The sequence below is a fragment of the Uliginosibacterium gangwonense DSM 18521 genome (assembly GCF_000373965.1).
Classification (GTDB): Bacteria; Pseudomonadota; Gammaproteobacteria; order Burkholderiales; family Rhodocyclaceae; genus Uliginosibacterium; species Uliginosibacterium gangwonense.
The window spans coordinates 242,020-258,344 of the sequence record NZ_KB892866.1; the positions used below are offsets into that span (position 1 = coordinate 242,020).

Here is a 16,325-nt window from a genome sequence, read left to right on the forward strand (position 1 = left end):
GCCCTTTTAGGCGTATGGCTTTGTATTGCGCCGATATCACACTTGGCATATCTTGCAAGGCAGCAAGCAGGTGTGTGACGTGTTCGGCCCTACTTAGGTTGTGTCGTTGATTGACGGTCTGCCAGGTGAGTCTTTCCGCGTTTCCGGTTGTGCTGTTTGCGGTGGCACGCCAAAGCGTGTAGAGAGTTTGATCTGATTTGAGGATATGCAGAATGGCTACCGGTATTGTCAAGTGGTTCAACGACGCCAAAGGTTTTGGGTTCATTACGCCTGATCAGGGCGGCGAAGATTTGTTTGCGCACTTCTCTGAAATCTCAGGGGCAGGCTTCCGTTCCCTCAAAGAGGGGCAGCGCGTGGAGTTTGAAGTGAAGCAAGGGCCCAAGGGGCGTCAAGCCTCGACGATCAAGCCGCTTTGAGCGCGCATCGTCCTTCGTAGGCCAAACCACGTGCGGATTTGAAGTCCGCTTGGTTTGAAGCTGAAAATGGTCAGTCATGGAGCAGGGATTCACATCCTGCTCCATTTTTTGTATCTGCGCACGCATGAAAAACGCCAACTGTTTCCAGTTGGCGTTTGGTTTTGAGACGGCAGGAATCAGGCTTCTGGCGTTGTGCCGGTTTCAACCTGCTGCAAAGGTTCCTCTGCGGCTGCCGAGCGAGGGCGACGCTTGCGCGGTGCCGGGCGCGGTGCCTCTTCCTGCACGGGAGCGGCAGGTCGGTTTGGTGCGCTGACCGTCTCGACCATTTGCAGGCTTGCCTGCTCGGCTGCGAGTAGAGCCTTCAGGTCGACCTGTGCAGGAACGGGAGCCGGAGTCACTTCGGGCTTGGCGGGTTCCACAGGTGCTACCGGGACTTCAGGAGCCGTTTCCGCGACCGCAAGTGCCGGGGTAACAGGTTCTGCCGCTACGACGACTGGAGCCGCCGGCGTTGCAAGCAGATCACCTTGCTCCATGCTTACTGGCGTGACGACAGGTGCCGTGACAGGCTCTGCCACTGGAGCAGATGCAGCCGGAGCCACCTCAGCCTGGACGGGCGCTGCTTCAGCCACGGGGGCGGCTGCAACGACGGGTTCGGCGGGTGTTGCCGGAGCAATTTCTTCCACGGCATAGACCGTTTGCACGGGTTCCGCCACGGCTGGAGCCTTGGCAAACTCCACCGTAGCAGGCTGTTCTGCTACCACGGTTTGGTCTTCTGCTGCGTCCTGACCTTCCTCACCGGACATGTTTTCGGCGTAGTCCGGGCGGCGCTCACCACGGCCACGGCGACGGTTGCGGCGGCTGCGGCCTTCGCTATTGCGGGCTTCAGCGCTGCGACCTTCAGCATTCGGCGTGGTTTGCTCCGTGTCAGCAACAGCAGTGCTGGCCGGGATGGCTTCTTCGCTCAGCGTTGCCTCAACGGGTTTTTCGGCAGCGGCCTGGGCGGCAGCCGCTTCGCGGGCCAGTTGGCGCTCACGGCGTTGCTGTTCGCGTTCAGCACGGTCTGGGCGCTGCGGGCGTTCGCCGCGCTCGGTCTTTTCACCACGTTCACGCTGCGGCTTGGCCGTGGCGGCATCGGTACGCTGCTCGGCGGGCTTGTCCTGACGATTGCGTTCCCCACCTTGCTGGCGTTGCTCGTTGCGGTTGCCGCGTTCGGGACGCTCGCCACGCTCTGTGCGCTCACCACGTTCAGGGCGTTCACCGCGTGCCTCTTCGCGCTTGCCGCCTTCCTTGCGGGGCTGGGCATTGGCATTGTTACGGCGATCACCATCGCGCTTGCGGCTATCACGCTTGTCGCGCGGCTTGGGCGCCGGGGCTGTAGGCGTGGTCTCTTCTGTGCTGCCAAAGAGCCAGGCGGACAGGCGCTGGAAGATCCCCTTGGGCGCTGCGTCAGCACTCGGCTTGGCTTCGACGATGGGTGCCGGTTGCTCGGGCGTGATGCCCTTGATGGCGGCTTCCTGGCGTACCGGCTTGGCTTCGGTCTGGGCCGAAGGCGGCGTGTAATTGGCTTCGGCAGGCATGGTGGCCATGCGGTAGCTGGGCAGGCTGGCGTCTTCGACGTTGAGCTGGTCGTGACGCAGGCGGATGATTTCGTGCTGCGGCGTTTCCAGGTGGCGGTTCGGGATGATCAGCAGGGTGGCCTTGTGGCGCAGTTCGATCTTGGCGATATCGTCCCGCTTCTCATTGAGCAGGAAGGTGGCCACGTCGACGGGCACCTGGGTGTGGATCGCGCCGGTGTTCTCCTTCATCGCCTCTTCTTCGAGGATGCGCAGGATGTGCAGCGCGGCCGACTCAATCGAGCGGATATGCCCCGTGCCGGTACAACGCGGGCAGGGGATGTAGCTGGTTTCGGCCAGCGCCGGGCGCAGGCGTTGGCGCGAGAGTTCCAGCAGGCCAAAGCGGCTGATCTTGCCCGTCTGCACGCGGGCACGGTCGTAACGTAGCGCATCGCGCAGGCGGTTTTCCACCTCGCGCTGGTTGCGCGGGTTTTCCATGTCGATGAAGTCGATCACGATCAGGCCACCCAAGTCGCGCAGGCGCAACTGGCGGGCCACTTCGTCGGCGGCTTCAAGGTTGGTACGTAGGGCCGTGTCTTCGATGTCGGCGCCACGGGTGGCACGACCGGAGTTGACGTCAACGGCGACCAGCGCTTCGGTGTGGTCGATCACCACGGCACCGCCCGAGGGCAGGTTGACCTGGCGCGAATAGGCCGATTCGATCTGGTGCTCGATCTGGAAGCGTGAGAAGAGCGGCACATCGTCGTTGTAGCGCTTGACGCGATTGACGTTGCCCGGCATCACGTGGCCCATGAACTGCTGGGCCTGCTCGAAGATTTCGTCGGTATCGATGAGGATTTCACCGATATCCGGCTGGAAGTAATCGCGGATGGCGCGGATTACCAGACTGCCTTCCTGATAGATCAGGAAAGCGCCCGTCTGCGACTTGGCGGCACCATCAATGGCGCTCCACAGTTGCAGCAGGTAGTTCAAATCCCATTGCAGCTCTTCGGCGCTACGGCCGATGGCGGCGGTGCGGGCAATCAGGCTCATGCCGTTGGGCACTTCCAGATTGTCCATGATCTCGCGCAGCTCGGCGCGTTCATCCCCTTCCACGCGACGCGATACGCCGCCTCCGCGCGGATTGTTGGGCATGAGCACCAGGTAACGGCCCGCCAGGGAGATAAAGGTCGTCAGCGCGGCACCCTTGTTGCCACGTTCGTCCTTTTCAACTTGGATGATGACTTCCTGGCCTTCTTTCAGGGCGTCCTGAATGCGGGCACGGGAGACGTCAACACCTTCCTTGAAATAGGAACGGGAGACTTCCTTGAACGGCAAGAAGCCATGGCGCTCGGCGCCATAATCGACAAAGGCGGCTTCGAGACTGGGCTCGATGCGGGTAATGATGCCCTTGTAGATGTTGCTCTTGCGTTGCTCTTTTGCTGCCGATTCGATGTCGAGGTCAATAAGCTTCTGACCATCAACAATCGCGACGCGGAGTTCCTCGGCTTGCGTCGCATTAAAAAGCATGCGCTTCATTTAGTTCTTCTCCCGCGCGCGATCGCGGGCGAACGAACCCTGCGCCACCCTTTGTCCGGGTGGCTGGCTCAACTTGTCGAGAACAAAAATTTCATTGTGTTCAAATCAAGGAGTTAAAGGGTTCGTCTATCGCTTCTTCGTCTCGACTGGCCGGTTCGGGCAGTCGGGACGCTTCATCGTATCTATACGTTCGCGCGCCAAATGGGTCGATCAATCAAACGGTTTGGGGTACCATCGACGGCTATTTTCAGCCCTCGGGTACAGTGTGTCTGCCGGGGATCGATGCATCGCGGAAAGAGCCCTTGACGGAATGCACCCGGCTATGCGCCAAGGCGCGGCAGGGATTGCTTCCCGGCACTTGCTGGCGTCTCGGCATCGAAGGCCGGGCCTGTGCAGCGATCCGAGGTGCGCCGCAAGTGGTGGGTGGCAGGCGCAGCTGGTGATCGGTGCGTAGCAAGGCGGGGGAACTCAATCTCCCGTCGGTCAGGAGTCTTACGCGGGAAAAGATCCCGGGAAAACCGGAGCAGTATATTTGAAACAAATGACTTTGGGCAAAACTCATCAGACAGAATCCTCTCCGACCCCTTCCGTCCGTCGCGTGGTAGTGGGCGAAGAGGACGCTGGGCAGCGGATCGACAACTTTTTGTTACGCGAATGCAAGGGTGTGCCCAAAAGCCACATCTACCGCGTCCTGCGTAGCGGTGAGGTGCGGGTCAACAGTGGCCGTATCGGTCAGACCTATCGCCTGCAGGTGGGCGACGAAGTGCGGATCCCGCCCATTCGGGTTGCCCAGCGAGTAGAGCAGAGCGTGCCTGCCCCCATGGCACGTCATGAGTTCCAGATTGTGTTTGAAGATGAGTCGATCCTGGTGATCGACAAACCTGCCGGGCTGGCGGTGCATGGCGGCAGCGGGGTGAGCTTCGGGGTGATCGAGCTGTTGCGGCGCCAGCGCCCCGAGGCCAAGTTTCTGGAACTGGCCCACCGCCTGGACCGGGAAACCTCGGGTCTGCTGATCATTGGCAAGCGGCGTGTCGCGCTCAACAAAATCCAGGACGACATGCGTGCGGGCAAGCTGGAAAAGCGTTACCTCACCATGGTGGCAGGGCGCTGGATGAACCCGCTCCAGCACATCAAGGCCGCCCTGCATAAATACCTGACCCCCGAGGGGGAGCGCCGTGTGATGGTCGACCGTGAGGGCAAGCCTTCACACAGCATTGTGCGTCTGGTTCAGCGCTGGGAGCGCTACAGCCTGTTGGAGGTGGAGCTGAAAACCGGGCGGACCCACCAGATTCGCGTGCACCTCCAATCGCAAGGCTTCCCTCTGCTGGGCGACGACAAGTACGGCGACTTCCCGCTCAATAAGGCACTTGAAAAGGAAGGCTTGGCGCGGATGTTCCTGCATGCGGCGATTCTGCGTTTTCAGCATCCGCTCAGTGGTGAGTTGATGGAATTGACGGCACCTCTGCCCGCGCAGTTGCAAAATTTTGTGGCGTCGGTCGATGCCTCACAGAAGAGGGATTATGGCTAGGCAATTTGATCTGATCGTATTTGACTGGGATGGCACCCTGATGGATTCCACCGCGCTGATTGTCGCGGCCATCCAGGCGGCTTGTCGTGACGTGGGTGTGGACGTGCCGGACCGTGAGCGTGCCGCCTACGTCATCGGCCTGAGTCTGGCCGGGGCGATGAGCACGATTGCGCCACATCTGCCTGAGGTCGAGCAGCAACGCATGGCCGAGCGCTATCGCTACCACTTTCTGGCCCGCGACCAGGAGTTGACGCTGTTTGAAGGTACCCGTGAGTTGCTCGATGCATTGCGTGCGCAGGATTATCTGTTGGCCGTCGCCACTGGCAAGGCGCGGCGTGGGCTGGATCGGGTGCTGGCAAGTTCCGGCCTGGATGCGGTGTTCCACGCCACGCGCTGTGCTGATGAAAGTTTTTCCAAGCCGCACCCGGCCATGTTGCTGGAACTCATGGAGGAATTCCAGGTGAGCCCGGAGCGTACCGTGATGATCGGGGACACCACTCATGACTTGCTCATGGCCCGCAATGCCGGGGTGCCTGCGCTGGCGATGAGTTACGGAGCCCACTCGGTGGAAGAGTTGCAACAGGAAGCGCCGCTGGCGATTCTCCATTCCATGACGGATCTGCGTGAATGGCTGCACCAGAACGGCTGATCTGCGCCGCCGCTGACTTGCGCGACGGTGGGGATGCCGTGCGTTTCGAGTGCGTGGGGCCGCAAGGCCTGCAGCCCGCGTTCGCTTTGCGCTGGCATGGCCGTGTGTATGCGTGGCGGAATGAATGCCGCCATGTGTCGCTGGAACTGGACTGGAACCCAGGCAAGTTTTTGGACGATTCCGGCTTATACTTGGTCTGCGCCATGCATGGCGCATTGTATGAGCCGGATACAGGGCTGTGCGTGAGTGGTCCTTGCACGGGCAAGGCACTTTATCCATTGACCGCTGTCGAACGCGACGGTGCCATCTATCTGATTGAGACATGACAGACAACAACGAGCAGGGCTGGGAACGCAAGGTTCTCGAAGAGATCGCTTTTCAAGGTTTGCAGGAAAACCGTCGCCGTCGTCGCTGGAGCATTTTCTTCCGTGCCCTCGGTTTCCTCTACGCAGGCATCGTGATTGCCCTGATGTGGAGTTCCAGCCACCGCGATGGCAAGGTCGATGGCCCAGGCGGGGCCGCAGGTCAATATACTGCGGTGGTGCAATTGATTGGCACCATCGGCCCAAGCCAGGAAATCAAGGCAGAGGACGTTATCCCTGCGTTGCGTTCTGCCTTTGAGGCTAAGGGCGCCAAGGCGATCGTGTTGCGTATCAACAGCCCCGGCGGCAGTCCCGTTCAAGCCGGGCTGATCAACGATGAAATCCGTCGTCTGCGTGCCAAGTACCCTGGCAAGCCGGTGTACGCGGTGGTTGAGGACGTGTGTGCCTCCGGTGGTTATTACATTGCCGTGGCAGCAGACAAGATCTTTGTGGATAAGGCCAGTATCGTGGGCTCCATCGGTGTGCGCATGGATGGCTTCGGCTTTACCGGCACCATGGAAAAGCTGGGCGTGGAGCGCCGCAGCATCACCGCCGGTGAGAACAAGGCCTTCCTGGACCCCTTTCAGCCGCAAAACCCCAAGCATGTTGAGTTCGCCAAGAGCATGCTGGCGGAAATCCACCAGCAGTTCATCGACGTGGTGCGCCAAGGGCGCGGCAAGCGCTTGAAGGAAACCCCGGAAATGTTCTCCGGCTTGTTCTGGAGTGGCGCCACCAGCATCCAGATGGGCCTGGCCGATGGCCTGGGCTCGGTGGATTCGGTCGCCCGTGACGTGGTTAAGGCCGACGAGATCCGCGACTTTACCCAGCGCGAGAATTTTGCTGAACGCTTTGCCAAGCGCTTTGGCGCCAGCCTCTCGACGGGGCTGTCGGAAGGGGTGGAGCGGGTCGGCTTGAATTGACCGTGTAATGCGCCCACGGCTCTGTGCTGGAGCACGTGGGCGGTACTTCGAAAAGGTTCTTAGGCCAGGAGCAGAAACACCGTGGGCTGCCGATCCAGATCGGGCAGCCCGTTTTTCTTCCAGGCGGCTACGCTGCGGGTGCATACCCACTCGTTCTGGCTGGTAAGTGCCCGGGCTACGCAGATCAGGGTAGTGGGCGCGCAGCTTGCCAGCAGGCTCTCCAGCATCGCCATGTTGCGATAGGGCGTTTCAATGAAGAGTTGGGTGCGCTGCAGCTTGGCGGATTCCTTCTCCAGTTGGCGGATCGCCTGGGTGCGCTCATCGGGCTTCTGGGGGAGGTAGCCGTGGAAGGCGAAACTCTGCCCATTCAGCCCGGAGGCCATCAGCGCCAGCAGCAGCGAGGAGGGGCCAACGTGCGGGATCACGTTGATGCCCAGCTCATGCGCTCGGCGCACAACCAGAGCGCCTGGGTCGGCCACGGCAGGGCAGCCCGCTTCTGACATCAGGCCCCCATCCCGCCCGGCAACAAGCGGCGCGAGCAGGGCGTCGATGGCGGTGCGATCCAGTTTTTCCGGCAGCTCATGGATTTCTGCCGTCTGAATCGGGTGGCTGTAGCCCATGCGCTTGAGTTCGGCACGCGCTGTCTTGGCCTTTTCTACAATGAAGTAGTCCAAGGCATCCATCTGGGCCAAAGCCTTGGCGGGATGTGAGGCGGCAATGTCCGAGGGGCCAAGCCCCACGGGCAGCAGGTGGAGGTGGCCGGTGCTCATGGCACTTGCACGCCTTCGGCACGCAGCATGCGGGCCAGGGCAATCAGCGGCAGGCCGATCAGGGCTGTGGGGTCGTCGCCACGCATGTAGTCGAGCAGGCTGATCCCCAGACCTTCGGATTTGGCGCTGCCTGCACAATCGAGCGGTTTTTCGCGTTCCACGTAACGCACGATTTCCGCTTCGCTCAGGGGGCGGAATTTGGCTTCGGTGGGCACGCCTTCAAGCAGGTACTGGCCGGTCGCGCTGTTGTAGAGGCAGACCGCCGTGTGGAACACGATGCTCTTGCCGCTCATGGCCTGCAGTTGGGCAATGGCGCGCTCCACGGTGCCGGGTTTGCCAAAGCGTTCGTTGCCACGGTGGGCAACCTGATCGCTGCCGATTATGAGTGCGCCAGGGAAGCGTGGCGCCACGGCCCGCGCTTTTTCCAGGGCCAGTCGTTCAGCGGTGACCACCGGGGTTTCGCCGGGCAAAGGGGATTCGTCCAGATCCGGGCGGGCGGTTTCAAATGGCAGGCCGAAGCGCTCCAGAAGCTGTTTACGATAAACGGATGTTGAAGCAAGAACGAGGCGGGGTTGGGTGCTCATGAGATAGAATGCCCGGGTGAGCAACAGGGTGTTCACCGGATAGGCTTTGACAGAATGAGTCGAAAATAATAACATCAGCGGTTTATGTCGCACCAGCTACGAGTTATTCCGGATCCTTTCGAGTTCGCCCGCCGTGGAGACACGCTGCAAGGCGAGGTCGATGCCCGCAGTCTGCCCAGGCTGGCGGAGTCTTTACGTGATCTTGGTGTGCCGCAGAGGGTGGCGTATGAGCTTTCCGGCTCGGTGATCGAAGGTAAGCCTTTTCTGACTGTGCTTGCTTCGGTGGAACTGACGCTGGAGTGCCAGCGTTGTCTGGGAGATTTGTCCTGGGTGGTCAGTGCAGATTCGCGTCTGCTGCTGGTGCCGCGCACGGAAGAGTTGCCTGACGACGAGTTGGAAGAAGATGATTTTGATCCGGTCCATGCTTGGCGCGATTTCGACGTGCTCGGCGCGGTAGAGGAAGAATTGCTGTTGGCCTTGCCGCTGGCGCCAACGCATGAGCAGTGCAGTGTGCCGGTGGCGAAGGAAAATGGCGGCGAGCGGTCGCCATTTGCTGTGCTCAAAGGTTTGAAAACCGGCGGGTAACGCGAATCGTAACGATTGAATCGAGAGTTTTAAGGAGTAAGAAATGGCTGTTCAACAGAACAAAAAATCGCCGTCCAAGCGTGGCATGCATCGTGCGCACGATTTTCTGACCGCTCCGGCGCTGGCTGTCGAAGCCACCACCGGTGAGGCTCATCTGCGCCATCACATCTCCCCGTCTGGTTTCTACCGCGGCAAGAAGGTTACCAAGGCCAAGGGCGAGTAATTCCGGTTCCCGCCAGGGGTGGTTTGTCTTGCGCAGTCAATGCGGCAAATGGGGCAAGCCTCTGTGGTGGGCTGGAATCACTGCTCAGCTGTCAAGTGCAGGCAGGTCTGTATTCAGACTTGCCGCACTGCAACCTATATTGGCTTTTGATCTTGTCTGCTGGCGTGTTCTGCGCAGGGAGTCCGATGGCATCGGCTCTTCCTTGTCAGCACAAGAGGCCTGGCCGCAAGGCTTGATCCGGGTTCCCTGCTGAATGCATACAACGATTGCGATTGATTGCATGGGAGGCGACCACGGACCTTCCGTGACGATCCCTGCTGCGCTGGACTGTTTGCGTGCGGATGCCAATCTGCACGTGATCCTTGTCGGGCTGCCAAGTATTTTCGACGATGCCGTGCGTCAGTCGCTGGCCGAATTTGGCGAGCGGGTACTGATCCAGCACGCTTCTGAAGTGGTGGCGATGGATGAATCCCCCGCCATTGCGATGCGTAACAAAAAAGATTCCTCCATGCGTGTGGCCATTGATGCCGTCAAGAACGGTGCCGCCCAGGCCGTGGTTTCCGCTGGCAATACGGGCGCGCTGATGGCCATCTCGCGTTTCGTGCTCAAGACCCTGCCCGGAATTGACCGCCCTGCCATCGCGCAGAGCCTGCCCACCACCAAGGGCGAGACCTACATGCTCGACCTGGGGGCCAACGTGGATTGCTCGGCCGAGCATCTGCTGCAATTTGGCATCATGGGTGCCATGCTGGCAGAGGCTGTCGAACACCGTGAGGCGCCTTCGGTGGGCCTGCTCAACATTGGCGAAGAAGAAATCAAGGGTAATGAAGTCGTCAAGCGGGCGGCTGAACTCTTGCGTGCGTCTGACCTGAATTTCTATGGCAACGTTGAAGGCGATGACATCTACAAGGGCACCACGGACGTGGTGGTCTGCGATGGCTTTGTCGGCAATGTCGCCCTGAAGACTTCGGAAGGTTTGGCCCGGATGGTGACTGCCTTCCTGAAGGATGAATTTACTCATTCCTGGTGGTCAAGGCTGATGGCCCTGGTTGCCATGCCCATCCTCAAGCGTTTCCGTGCCCGGGTCGACACCCGCCGCTACAATGGCGCCTGCCTGGTGGGTTTGCGTGGTATCGTCATCAAGAGCCATGGCTCGGCAGACACCTATGCTTTCACGCATGCCGTCAGGCGTGCAGTGGAGGCTGCCCGCCATGATCTGATCAAGCGCATTACCGTGCGCATGGATGCATACGCCGCTCAGGCGGCTTCTTTGACTCAACAGGACTCGCTTGCATGATTTTCAGCAAAGTGGTGGGAACCGGTGGTTACGTGCCAGGCAAGCCCGTCAGCAATGACGATCTGGTAGCCCGTGGCATCGAGACTTCCGATGAGTGGATGGCTGGCCGTACCGGGATTCGCTTTCGCCACTTTGCCGATGCAGGCGTGACGACCAGTCAGCTTGCCACCCGTGCCGCACAGGATGCCTTGCAGGCAGCAGGTCTGCAGGCTGCGGATATCGATCTGCTGGTGGTGGCCACCACGACGCCTGATATGGTTTTTCCCAGCACAGCCTGTCTGGTGGCCCGCGCCCTGGGCATGCCTGCCGGGGCTCCTGCCTTTGACGTGCAGGCCGTGTGCAGCGGGTTTGTGTATGCGCTGACCATTGCCGACAAATTCATCCGCTCGGGTTCGCATCGGCGTGCCATGGTGATCGGGGCGGAAACCCTGTCGAACATCCTCAATTGGGAAGATCGCGGCACCTGTGTGCTGTTTGGGGATGGTGCCGGGGCCATGATCCTGGCGGCTGCCGAGCAGCCCGGCGTGCTGGCTACCGCCATTCATGCCGACAGTACCCACGCTGGGGTGCTGGGCGTCGATGCCCGCCCAAGCGGCGGCAAAATGCTGGGCGTGCCATTCATCACCATGGATGGGCAGGCCGTCTTCAAGCTGGCAGTGCGCGCCCTTGAGGAAGTTGCACTGGAAGCCTTGTCCATGGCTTCCATAAGCACGGCAGACCTGGACTGGTTCATTCCCCATCAGGCTAACAGCCGCATCATCCAGGCCGTGGCCAAGCGTCTGGGGGTGGAGATGGAGCGCGTCGTGGTCACTGTTGATCGCCATGGCAACACCTCCGCAGCCTCGGTTCCCTTGGCCATGAATGTGGCCGTGCGTGATGGGCGCATTCAGCCGGGGCAGCATGTGTTGTTGCAAGGGGTGGGTGGTGGCTTCACCTGGGGTTCTGTCCTTCTGCGTTATTGATTTTGGCTTTGCCCAAGCAAGGAGATTGTGTCTTGACTACTGCAACCAAGCCCTTTGCGGCTGTATTTCCCGGCCAAGGCTCCCAGTCTGTTGGCATGATGAATTCCTTCGAGCACACCGCCGTGGTGCGTGAGTGCTTTGCGGAGGCATCCGAAGCTCTGGGGCAGGATCTGTGGCAACTGGTCGCCGAAGGCCCGACCGAGGCGCTGGCCTCCACCGTCAACACCCAGCCTGTGATGCTGACTGCCGGCGTCGCCGTGTGGCGTGCCTGGCTCGCTGCCGGTGGCGCCAAACCTGCCGTGGTGGCGGGTCACAGCCTGGGTGAGTATGCCGCGCTGGTAGCGGCCGGGGTGTTGAATTTTGCCGATGCCGTCAAGCTGGTGCGCTTCCGTGCCCAAGCCATGCAGGAAGCCGTGCCCGCCGGTGAAGGTGGCATGGCTGCCATCCTGAATCTGTCGCCGGAAGACGTAGTGGCTGCCTGTGCCGAAGCCGCCCAGGGCCAGATCGTGTCGCCTGCCAACCTGAATTCTCCCGTACAGATCGTGATTGCCGGGCACGCTGCGGCTGTGCAACGTGCCATGGAAGCCTGCAAGGCCCGAGGCGCCAAGCGTGCTGTGCCGTTGCCCGTGAGTGCTCCATTCCACTGTGCGCTGATGCAACCTGCGGCCGACCGCCTGGCGGAAAAACTCGCCAGCGTTTCGTTTGCCGCCCCGCAGATTCCGGTACTCAACAACGTTGATGTGAAGGTGGAGACCAGTGCCGAAGCGATCCGCACCGCGCTGGTTCGGCAGGCTTTCAGCCCGGTCCGCTGGATTGAAATTGTGCAAGCGATGGTTGCGCAACCCCTCGATACTGTGATCGAATTCGGCCCCGGCAAGGTTTTGGCCGGACTCGTCAAGCGCATCGCCCCCGAAGTGACTGCCGAAGCGGTGGTCGACAGCGATTCGCTGACTCGTGTGCTGGCACTTGCCTAAACGACTGGATAGGATTTTACACATGCTCAAGAATCAGGTCGCGCTGGTCACCGGCGCATCTCGTGGCATTGGCAAGGCTATTGCACTGGAACTGGGGCGCATGGGGGCGACCGTGATCGGTTCTGCCACCTCCGAACAAGGGGCTGCCCAGATTGGCGCCTACCTGCAGGAAGCCGGGATCGCTGGCCAGGGCCTGTGTTTGAACGTGACGGATGTCTCTGCCTGTGACGCAGCTTTGGCCCAGATCGAAAGCAATTTCGGAACAGTGGCTATACTGGTCAACAATGCCGGGGTCACGCGGGACAACATTGCCTTGCGCATGAAAGACGAGGAATGGGATACCGTGCTCGACACGAACCTCAAGGCCGTGTTCCGCATGTCCAAGCTCGTCATGCGCGGCATGATGAAGGCCCGTACCGGGCGCATCATCAACATCACCTCGGTGGTGGGCAGCTCGGGCAACATCGGGCAGGCCAACTACGCAGCCGCCAAGGCCGGTGTAGCGGGGATGACCCGTGCGCTGGCCCGCGAGCTGGGCAGTCGCAACATCACGGTCAATTGTGTGGCGCCGGGTTTCATCGACACCGACATGACCAAGGATTTGCCGGACGCGCAGCGCGACATGCTGCAATCCCAGATTGCGCTTGGTCGCCTGGGCAGACCGGAAGAAATTGCGGCCACGGTGGGCTTCCTTGCCTCGCCTGCGGCCAGTTACATTACGGGTTCCACCATCCACGTCAATGGCGGGATGTATATGGCTTGATTCGGTTATTCGCAGTCAAACGCTGCCAATAACTGAAGTTATGCCGGATTTTTTGCTAAACTAAGCGGGTTTTTGACCCATTACGCTTTAATAGAAGGAGCGATTCCATGGAGAACATCGTACAGCGCGTCCGCAAGATCGTCGCTGAGCAATTGGGCGTGAACGAGGCCGACATCAAGAACGAGTCCTCATTTGTTGACGATCTGGGCGCTGACTCTCTCGACACCGTCGAGCTGGTCATGGCGCTGGAAGAAGAGTTCGAGTGTGAGATTCCGGATGAAGAAGCCGAGAAGATCACAACCGTTCAGCAGGCGATTGACTACGTCAGCGCTCACCTGAAGGCCTGATTCTCAGAACCTGTTCCGCAGTCTGGCCCGTTTGGATGTGTGTGGATGCGTTTGCGCGTCCGCTCGCGGTCCGTGGCAGATGATTGGGCAGGTTCACAGTTCGTTAATTAGCTACAAGGAGTGACCTTTGACGCGTCGCCGAGTTGTTGTGACCGGGCTGGGTATCATCTCGCCGGTCGGTAATACTGTCGCTACCGCTTGGGACAACATTGTCAACGGTCGCTCAGGCATCACGCGTGTTACCCGCTTTGATGCCAGCTCACTGCCCACGCAGATCGCGGGGGAAGTGAAAGGCTTCGACGTGGCAGCCTACTTGTCCCCCAAGGAGGCTCGCCGCTTCGATACCTTCATCCACTATGGTTTGGCTGCTGCCATTGACGCCATCAAGGATGCCGGTATCGAGCCCAGGCCTGCCAATGCCGAGCGTATCGGTGTCTGTATCGGTTCGGGCATCGGCGGTCTGCCGATGATCGAAGAGACCAAGGACGCGATCGCCGCAGGCGGTGCCCGCAAGATTTCCCCCTTCTTTGTACCGGGGTCGATCATCAACATGATCTCTGGTCTGTTGTCGATCAACTACGGATTCCAGGGGCCGAATTTCGCAACAGTCAGCGCGTGTGCCACCGGCAACCATGCCATTGGTGAAGCACAGCGTCTGATTGAATACGGGGATGCTGACATCATGGTGGCTGGCGGTGCCGAGTCCACAGTGTCCCTGCTTGGCATGGGTGGTTTCTGCTCGGCCAAGGCGCTGTCCACACGCAATGATGATCCCGCAGGCGCCAGCCGCCCCTGGGATTCCGGGCGTGACGGTTTCGTGCTGGGCGAAGGTGCCGGTATCCTGGTGCTGGAAGAATACGAACACGCCAAGGCTCGCGGCGCCAAGATTTACGCCGAGGTTGCTGGTTACGGTATGAGTTCGGATGCCTATCACGTCACCGCCCCCGCCGAAGGTGGCGAGGGTGCTGCCCGTAGCATGACCAATGCCCTGCGTAACGGGCGTACCACGCTGGAAGAAGTTGATTACGTCAATGCGCACGGCACCTCCACCGGTTTGGGTGATATCGCCGAAACCCGGGCCGTGAAGCGTTGCTTTGGTGAAGACAAGGCACACAAGCTTGCCATCAGCTCCACCAAGTCAATGACGGGCCACCTGTTGGGTGCGGCCGCTGGGATTGAGGCTGTGTTTACCATCATGGCCATCCAGAGTCAGATCGCTCCGCCAACGATCAATCTGATTGATCCTGATCCGGCTTGTGATCTGGATTACGTGCCGAATGTGGCTCGCCCGATGACCATCAACGCTGCGATCTCCAATTCCTTCGGTTTTGGTGGGACCAACAGCACTTTGGTGTTCCGTAAAGTCTAAGCGCTCATCATGAGCCGGGCAGATATGCCCTTGGACTTGTCTCTCAAACCCAGCCCTTCGCGGCTGGGTTTGTTGTTTCTGCATCTTCTTCCTGCTCTGTGCCTGCTCGGGAGCGGCGTGCCAAGCTGGGTGCGTGTTGTGCTCCCGTGCCTGACCGGTATCTCTTTACTCTGGAATCTTGTTCGCCTCAAACAGGAGGCGCGTTGTCGCCTGTCATTGCTGGCCTCTGGTGAAGCGTTCCTGTGGCGTGGTGATGATCAAAAGCTTCCCATTGTCATTACCATGGAATCCTGCATTGTGGGGTGGATTCAGGTGTTTGCCTGGCGCAGCGCGCCAGAAGTCCCGCACGTTCGCCAAGGACGGATTTGTCTGATGCGCGATGGCATGTCGGCCTCTGAATGGCGGCATCTGCGCACATGGCTGCGCTGGCGTCGGCCAAAAGCGTGAAAAACCCAATGCTTTGTACAGAGATTTGTTAATAGAGTGTGTGCAGCTGTAATGGCTGTGTAGTGTTTTTGCAACATTTTGCAGTTTGTTTTAATTATTTCACTGGCATGTTTTTGTGCCCCAGCTTTGAGCATGCCTGGGTGCATGAGGCCTATTACCATGGTGATAGTGTGGAAAAATGGTTTTCCAACAAGGCGATAGGGGTGTTTGCTGTTTCTTGCCAAGAGCAGTTTTGGTGCATAAGTTTTTTGCTGTATTGATTTGGAATTTATTCACATGGTATCTGTCGGAAAACGCAGCGCTTTTTGTTGCTGAAGCATCGGTATGATCCAGCCTGCGAATGAAGCATTTCGAAATTCCGGTTCAGGAGATACCATGACAATCCATAAAACCCCCTTGTTTGTGGCACTGGCCACGGCCCTGTGTTCCATGAGCGTTCAAGCTGCTGATTGGAGCGATACCTCGATCAGCTATCGTTATGGTGCGCATTTCCGCGAGCCTGCCAATCCCAGCGATATCAGCAAGGATATCGTGGCGCTGACGCACGTGAGTGGCTTCAAATACGGCAGCAACTTCTTCAACGTTGACCTGCTGCGCTCCGATAGCAAAGATCCTGCTTCCAATGGTGGAGGTGGTGCCCAGGAAGTGTACGTGGTCTACAGCAACCAGTTGCACCTGAGCAAGATCACCGGGCAGAAATATGCCATGGGCCCGATCAGCGATTTCGCACTGAGCACCGGTTTCGATTTCAGCTCCAAGGATGATGCTTTTGCTGCCCGCGTGCGCAAATTTATGATCGGCCCGACGGTCAAGTTTGGCGGTTCTTTGGGTTGGGCCGATTTGAGCGTGCTCTACTACAAGGAAAAAAATCACAACGGCATAGTCGGCACGTCTGTTGATTTCTCCTCTACCTATCGCATTGCCGCCGCCTGGGGCACCAATTTTGATTTGGGTCCGGTGCCGCTGCAATTTAACGGTTTTGCTACCTACACCGGCTCCAAGGGGCGTGATGGCTTTGGCGACAAGACGGGGCCGGA

The 16,325-nt window shown here is 59.6% G+C and carries 18 protein-coding genes; 15 read left to right on the forward strand and 3 right to left on the reverse strand.

The features are described 5' to 3' along the window. The first annotated feature begins 212 nt into the window (after positions 1-212). Positions 213-416 (forward strand): cold-shock protein, encoded by a 204-nt coding sequence (locus B145_RS0121270; RefSeq protein ID WP_018610051.1) that lies wholly within the window; start codon positions 213-215, stop codon positions 414-416. A 176-nt stretch (positions 417-592) separates the two neighbouring features. On the opposite strand, the gene B145_RS0121275 is transcribed toward B145_RS0121270, so the two are convergent. Continuing rightward, positions 593-3,508, reverse strand: coding sequence for an Rne/Rng family ribonuclease (locus B145_RS0121275; RefSeq protein WP_018610054.1), 2,916 nt, complete (start codon positions 3,506-3,508; stop codon positions 593-595). Between the two features lie 541 nt (positions 3,509-4,049). Here B145_RS0121275 and B145_RS0121280 point away from each other — a divergent pair. From B145_RS0121280 to B145_RS0121295, 4 genes are read left to right on the forward strand one after another with little or no spacing between them, the layout of a single operon-like run. Next, positions 4,050-5,036: an RluA family pseudouridine synthase gene (locus tag B145_RS0121280; protein ID WP_018610055.1), complete on the forward strand. Its 987-nt coding sequence runs from the start codon at positions 4,050-4,052 to the stop codon at positions 5,034-5,036. Beyond that, on the forward strand, positions 5,029-5,685 hold the full coding sequence (locus tag B145_RS0121285) for an HAD-IA family hydrolase (RefSeq protein WP_018610058.1): 657 nt from the start codon (positions 5,029-5,031) through the stop codon (positions 5,683-5,685). Before B145_RS0121280 ends, B145_RS0121285 begins: the two co-directional genes overlap by 8 nt. After that, the gene (locus tag B145_RS0121290) at positions 5,664-6,011 is read left to right on the forward strand and encodes a Rieske (2Fe-2S) protein (RefSeq protein ID WP_018610059.1); all 348 of its coding nucleotides are present in this window, start codon (positions 5,664-5,666) and stop codon (positions 6,009-6,011) included. Before B145_RS0121285 ends, B145_RS0121290 begins: the two co-directional genes overlap by 22 nt. Further along, positions 6,008-6,967, forward strand: coding sequence for a S49 family peptidase (locus B145_RS0121295; protein WP_018610060.1), 960 nt, complete (start codon positions 6,008-6,010; stop codon positions 6,965-6,967). The genes B145_RS0121290 and B145_RS0121295 overlap by 4 nt, the downstream gene beginning before the upstream one ends. 59 nt (positions 6,968-7,026) lie before the next feature. Here B145_RS0121295 and B145_RS0121300 read toward each other — a convergent pair whose 3' ends face one another. Together B145_RS0121300 and B145_RS0121305 are read right to left on the reverse strand one after the other, a co-directional pair. Continuing rightward, entirely contained in the window at positions 7,027-7,737 is a 711-nt protein-coding gene (locus tag B145_RS0121300) for an SAM-dependent methyltransferase (protein WP_018610061.1), read from the reverse strand. After that, positions 7,734-8,321 (reverse strand): Maf family protein, encoded by a 588-nt coding sequence (locus B145_RS0121305; RefSeq protein ID WP_026259365.1) that lies wholly within the window; start codon positions 8,319-8,321, stop codon positions 7,734-7,736. Before B145_RS0121305 ends, B145_RS0121300 begins: the two co-directional genes overlap by 4 nt. A gap of 84 nt (positions 8,322-8,405) precedes the next feature. Between B145_RS0121305 and B145_RS0121310 the strand changes: the two genes are divergently transcribed. From B145_RS0121310 to B145_RS26560, 10 genes are all read left to right on the forward strand, one after another. Then, on the forward strand, positions 8,406-8,906 hold the full coding sequence (locus B145_RS0121310) for a YceD family protein (protein ID WP_018610063.1): 501 nt from the start codon (positions 8,406-8,408) through the stop codon (positions 8,904-8,906). 43 nt (positions 8,907-8,949) lie between these two features. Further along, positions 8,950-9,129: a 50S ribosomal protein L32 gene (rpmF, locus tag B145_RS0121315; RefSeq protein WP_018610064.1), complete on the forward strand. Its 180-nt coding sequence runs from the start codon at positions 8,950-8,952 to the stop codon at positions 9,127-9,129. A gap of 253 nt (positions 9,130-9,382) precedes the next feature. Then, positions 9,383-10,426 carry a phosphate acyltransferase PlsX gene (gene plsX / locus B145_RS0121320; RefSeq protein ID WP_018610065.1) on the forward strand — a complete coding sequence of 348 codons (1,044 nt, stop codon included), beginning with the start codon at positions 9,383-9,385 and terminating at the stop codon, positions 10,424-10,426. Beyond that, positions 10,423-11,388: a beta-ketoacyl-ACP synthase III gene (locus tag B145_RS0121325; protein WP_018610066.1), complete on the forward strand. Its 966-nt coding sequence runs from the start codon at positions 10,423-10,425 to the stop codon at positions 11,386-11,388. Before plsX ends, B145_RS0121325 begins: the two co-directional genes overlap by 4 nt. A gap of 32 nt (positions 11,389-11,420) precedes the next feature. Then, positions 11,421-12,362: an ACP S-malonyltransferase gene (gene fabD, locus B145_RS0121330; RefSeq protein ID WP_018610067.1), complete on the forward strand. Its 942-nt coding sequence runs from the start codon at positions 11,421-11,423 to the stop codon at positions 12,360-12,362. A 22-nt stretch (positions 12,363-12,384) separates the two neighbouring features. After that, complete coding sequence (gene fabG, locus B145_RS0121335; protein WP_018610068.1) at positions 12,385-13,125, forward strand: 3-oxoacyl-ACP reductase FabG; 741 nt, start codon at positions 12,385-12,387, stop codon at positions 13,123-13,125. A gap of 107 nt (positions 13,126-13,232) precedes the next feature. Further along, positions 13,233-13,472, forward strand: coding sequence for an acyl carrier protein (gene acpP, locus B145_RS0121340; protein WP_018610069.1), 240 nt, complete (start codon positions 13,233-13,235; stop codon positions 13,470-13,472). A gap of 127 nt (positions 13,473-13,599) precedes the next feature. Further along, positions 13,600-14,841: a beta-ketoacyl-ACP synthase II gene (gene fabF, locus B145_RS0121345; protein WP_026259366.1), complete on the forward strand. Its 1,242-nt coding sequence runs from the start codon at positions 13,600-13,602 to the stop codon at positions 14,839-14,841. A gap of 9 nt (positions 14,842-14,850) precedes the next feature. Next, positions 14,851-15,288, forward strand: coding sequence for a protein YgfX (locus B145_RS0121350; RefSeq protein ID WP_157288565.1), 438 nt, complete (start codon positions 14,851-14,853; stop codon positions 15,286-15,288). 375 nt (positions 15,289-15,663) lie between these two features. Then, positions 15,664-16,325, forward strand: a 662-nt coding sequence (locus tag B145_RS26560) for a hypothetical protein (RefSeq protein WP_018610073.1), incomplete at its 3' end; no start/stop codon positions are given.